Below are 4365 nucleotides of genomic sequence, written 5' to 3' on the forward strand. Positions count from 1 at the left end.
CATACACTCCTGGTCGGGTCCGTACGCCCTTGACTCGTAGCCCCTTGCGGAACCCGTTCCCGCTACGGAGGTCGACGAGAAACATGTCCCGTGCGCGCAGAAATCGCTCACGCTGGGCGGGAGTCAGACGGCGGTACATGTCCAGAAAGCGTAAGGTCCGCTCGAATGTGGGCACACACGCACGATACTCTTTCTGCCACAGAGCAGAAGTCTGGGTCAGGCCGTACGGGGATACTCGACCAGGTCGCCGACGACGGCCGCTCGCAGGGACGCGTCGAACTCCTCGACGCTGTCGTACAGCTCGGTGTGGCCGGCATCGGCCTCGGCCAGTGCCTCGTCGAGCGCTGCCTGCGCGGTAGGGGAAAGGTCGACAAATTCGACATCGGCCAGAACGGCCGGCGGCTCGTGGTCCATCTCGGCCCCCCTTCCCATCCTGGACAGCCTGTGAACAGATTCCTCGCATCTTACCATGCTCCATGGTTTCTTGATCATCCCGCGGTCCGGATCCGCTGGGGGCGTGAGCCAGGATCCTCAAAGGAGCAGCCGCTTGATGTGGCACGGGAGCCGCGGCCTGGGCAAGGTGCCCATCGCCATCGCCATGCACGGATGTGGCCGGCGGTGGTTTCGCGGGCGCGATCCATGTCCTCGCCGGTGAGCACGAGTTCGGCCAGCAGCTCCCCGACATCCTCGTAGGTGTGCCGTCCCGCGGTGGTCTTCTTGGTCGTCCCAGCCGGCCTTGTCGCTCGGTATCGGCCAGGCACTGGGTGCGGTGCGCTTCCGCGAGCGGGGTCCTGAACGGAGCGCTCCGGCCCCTTTGAGAAACTGAAAAGCCTGCGCTCACCGATGAGCGGCGGATCGGACGCGGAAAATCGTGGCCGTCGCGGGCCCTGGTGGGGCAGCCCGCGGGCCAAGTGCCGCCTGGCTGCGGACCGGAGGGGACGCGGATGTGCGTTGACCTGTGTAAACGTCCCATGCGCCGGGGGCCGGGAGGCCACCGGGTGCGGGACGAGGGATCGATCCTGATTCTCACCCTCGGCTATGTTCTTGTCGCGTTGATGCTGGCGCTCGTGGTGACCGACGTGTCCGTGGTGTACCTGGCCAGGCGTTCGCTCGCCTCCGCCGCGGACGGTGCGGCGCTCGCCGCGGCCCAGAGCGTCGACGAGACGGCGATCTACACCGCGACGGGGGAGCTCCAGCGGCTGCCGCTGACGGCGGTCGCCGCGACCGTCGCGCAGTACCAGAGCGACGCCGACCCGTCCGGGCGCACGACGCTGACCGCGGAACTGGTGGAGCCGGCGACGGTCCGGGTGACCGGTATCCGCACGGTGACCCTGCCGGTGGTGGCGATCCTGGGGATCGGCCCGCTGACCGTCACGGCCAGCGCGGACGCCCAGTCACTCGTCCGCCCGCCCGCGCCCTGAAACGCCGGCCCGGCTACGGCCCGGCCACGCCCCCCGCGTCCCGCGGAACACCAGCCGATGAACACCAGCCGCTACGGCAGGCGGTACCGCGGGTAATCTGCCGTGACGGCACCGCCCGCCCCGGTCCGGGCCGCGGGCCGCGCCTCGTCGGGAGCCTTCCTGGAAAGGCCCATGGCAACCCCCGTCAGAACCAGGGGGAGGTGGTGGCGATCAGGTCGTCCAGGTCGTGGCCGGTGCGCCTGGTGGCGAGCGCGGAGATGTCGTGCACCAGCCGGGCGACCCATTCCGCTGGCCGTTGCAGGGAGAGGGTCACCGCGTGGGAGGCGTGCTGCCTGGCCTCGTAGGGGTCGGGACGTTCGCGGCTGAGCGCGGCCCGGGCCCGCGCCATGTGCACCGCGACCACCATCCCGGTCTGTCCGCTGTCGTCGATCATCTCGGACGCCCGCTCGAGGTGGCTGTCCGCGTCCTCGGCGACGCCCACGGTGGTCAACGCCTCGGCGGAGGCGAGCGCGAGGTCGGCGGGGGAGTAGGTGTCGAGGGCGAATCCCGGACGCCCGTGCGCGGAGCTGTCCATCAGCTCCATGATCTTCCATGCCTGGGCCACCGAGCGCCGGACCCCGGCGACGTCGCCGACCGCGGCATACGAGCTGGCCGAGACCTTGCCGGCGACCAGCGCCCGGGCCGGGCTCGTGCCGGCGATACGGCCGGCGGCATCGGCGATCTGCAACGCCACCGCCGGGTTGTGCTGGCGGACCACCCGGGCGCGGACGGTCAGCGCACGGCCGGCGAGCGGCCCGTCACCGGCGGCCCGGGCGACCGTCGCGGCCCGGTCGGCCAGGGACACGGCGTCGCCGTGACGGCCCTGGTCGTAGGCGGCTCCGGCCATGGTGGTGGTCACGGCGGCGTGCAGCCGCATCCAGTCCAGCGCGACCGATCCCCGTAGCCGCCGCGCACGCGGCACCGTGCGCATGGTCTCCTCCAGCCTGGTCAGGCCGGAGACGATGTCGGCCAGGTCGGCGGTCTCGTAGCTGTCCAGCGCCTGTTCCAGCGCCCGTGCGCAGGCTTCGTGCAGGTCGCTGGTGCTTGCCTGGTCGGTCATGGCGACAATGGGGGCCACGGTGGCCGCGAGCACCCGTCGTCGGTCGGCAGGCTCAGGCATGTCGGCGTCCTTCGGGTTCGGGCGGGCGTATTACCGTGGTTCTCTTTCTGTCCGCCAAGGGCCACGACTCACCCGAGGGTGACGACGCGCGGCGGAGCTCCCGTGCTCACCGGTGCCGATTCCGACAAGCCCTGGAAGGGCGCATGCGACGTCACCACTTCCAGGCCGAAGAAGCCACTCGTTACCAACGATAGCGTTTCGGAACGCCTGCCGCTTCCGTGCCGGGATGTGGCGGTGTGTTGTGTGTCTCACAAGGGTATTACGCCGCCGGGCGGGCCGTGTCGGCGGTGTGGCCGGCCGGGGTAAATTACCTGGCTGTAACACCGTCGCTTTCTCGTAACATTGTTTCCCTGTTATTTCAGCTGGCGCCTCGGTGTTTCCACCGGATGACATCGCCTCGGTCGCGGCGGGCTGGCAGGCGTGTGCGCCACGGTTTCGCGGCCCCGGCCGTGCTGGGCTGGGCATGCCCCCATGTTCCCTCCGCGCGCCCCCACGCGCCCGCTTTCCCGCGTACCGCGATCTTTCCCCGTTATCATCGGTTACGTTCCGTGGCGACCGACGGGCCGTGATCCGCGTCGCGCGGCGAACCGGAGGCAACGGAGAGGCAAGATCTGTACGGCTGGGGGTGCGGTGCGTCCGACGGTAAGGTGGGTCTCATGGCCGCCGACATCACAGAGGAGATCAAGGCTCTCGACGCGACGCTTGCCGGCATCGAGGCCGTTCTTGATCTCGAAGCTCTCCGTCGTCGCGCAGCCGATCTGGAACGCGAGGCAGCGGACCCACAGCTGTGGAGCGATCAGGAACGCGCCCAGGTCGTGACCAGGCGACTGTCGTCGGTACGTGGGGACATCTCGCGGGTCGAGGCGCTGCGCCGGCGTCTCGACGACGTCATCGCCGCCCTCGACCTGGGGGACGACGACCTGCTCGCCGAGGCCGCGAACGACCTGCCCACGCTCGCCCGCGACATCTCCACGCTCGAGGTCCGCACCCTGCTCTCCGGTGAGTACGACGAGCGTGACGCGATCGTCCAGCTCTCGGCCGGCGCCGGCGGCGTGGATGCCGCCGACTGGACCGCGATGCTGCTGCGCATGTATCTGCGCTGGGCCGAACGGCACGGGTACGCCGCCGAGGTGTTCGACACCTCAGAGGCAGAGGAGGCGGGCCTGAAGTCCGCCACGTTCCAGATCAGGGCGCCCTACGCGTACGGGACGCTGCGCAGCGAGCACGGCGTCCACCGGCTGGTACGGATCAGCCCCTTCGACAACCAGAACAGGCGGCAGACCTCGTTCGCCGGGGTCGAGGTGACACCCGCGGTCGAGCAGTCCGACCACGTCGAGATCGACGACAAGGAGCTGCGGATCGACATCTTCCGGTCGTCCGGGCCGGGCGGGCAGGGCGTCAACACCACCGACTCCGCGGTGCGGATCACCCATCTGCCCACCAACATCGTGGTGACCTGTCAGAACGAACGCAGCCAGCTACAGAACAAGGCCGCGGCCATGATGGTGCTCCAGGCGAAGCTGCTCGAACGCAGGCGGGCCGAGGAGGCCGCCGAGAAGCAGCGGCTGACCGGCGGGCCGCAGGACGTCTCCTTCGGCTCCCAGATCCGCAACTACGTTCTGCACCCGTACCAGATGGTGAAGGACCTGCGGACCGAGGTCGAGACGTCCGGCACGGCGGCGGTGCTCGACGGCGACATCGACGAGTTCATCGACGCGGAGATCCGCTGGCGGCGGACCACGGAGCGGCAGGGATAACCCCCGTCCGTATCCGCTCACCTGTCCG

The 4365-nt window shown here is 69.6% G+C and carries 4 protein-coding genes; 2 read left to right on the top strand and 2 right to left on the bottom strand.

Translation table 11 applies throughout. The features are described from left to right. Nucleotides 1-216 precede the first annotated feature (216 nt). On the bottom strand, nucleotides 217-414 hold the full coding sequence (locus AC5LUJ_RS17735; protein WP_250290272.1) for a hypothetical protein: 198 nt from the start codon (nucleotides 412-414) through the stop codon (nucleotides 217-219). Between the two features lie 530 nt (nucleotides 415-944). On the opposite strand from AC5LUJ_RS17735, the gene AC5LUJ_RS17740 reads away from it, so the two are divergent. After that, nucleotides 945-1421, top strand: a complete 477-nt coding sequence (locus AC5LUJ_RS17740; protein WP_250290273.1) for a pilus assembly protein TadG-related protein — start codon at nucleotides 945-947, stop codon at nucleotides 1419-1421. Nucleotides 1422-1605: 184 nt separating this feature from the next. Here the strand turns inward: AC5LUJ_RS17740 and AC5LUJ_RS17745 are convergent, their stop codons facing one another. Then, a complete protein-coding gene (locus tag AC5LUJ_RS17745) occupies nucleotides 1606-2580 on the bottom strand; it encodes a hypothetical protein (RefSeq protein ID WP_250284340.1) in 975 nt (324 codons plus the stop codon). Between the two features lie 656 nt (nucleotides 2581-3236). On the opposite strand from AC5LUJ_RS17745, the gene prfB reads away from it, so the two are divergent. Then, nucleotides 3237-4337 carry a peptide chain release factor 2 gene (gene prfB / locus AC5LUJ_RS17750; RefSeq protein WP_250284338.1) on the top strand — a complete coding sequence of 367 codons (1101 nt, stop codon included), beginning with the start codon at nucleotides 3237-3239 and terminating at the stop codon, nucleotides 4335-4337. The last annotated feature ends 28 nt before the right edge of the window (nucleotides 4338-4365 follow it).

The sequence above is a fragment of the Protofrankia sp. CiP1_Cm_nod3 genome (assembly GCF_982290655.1).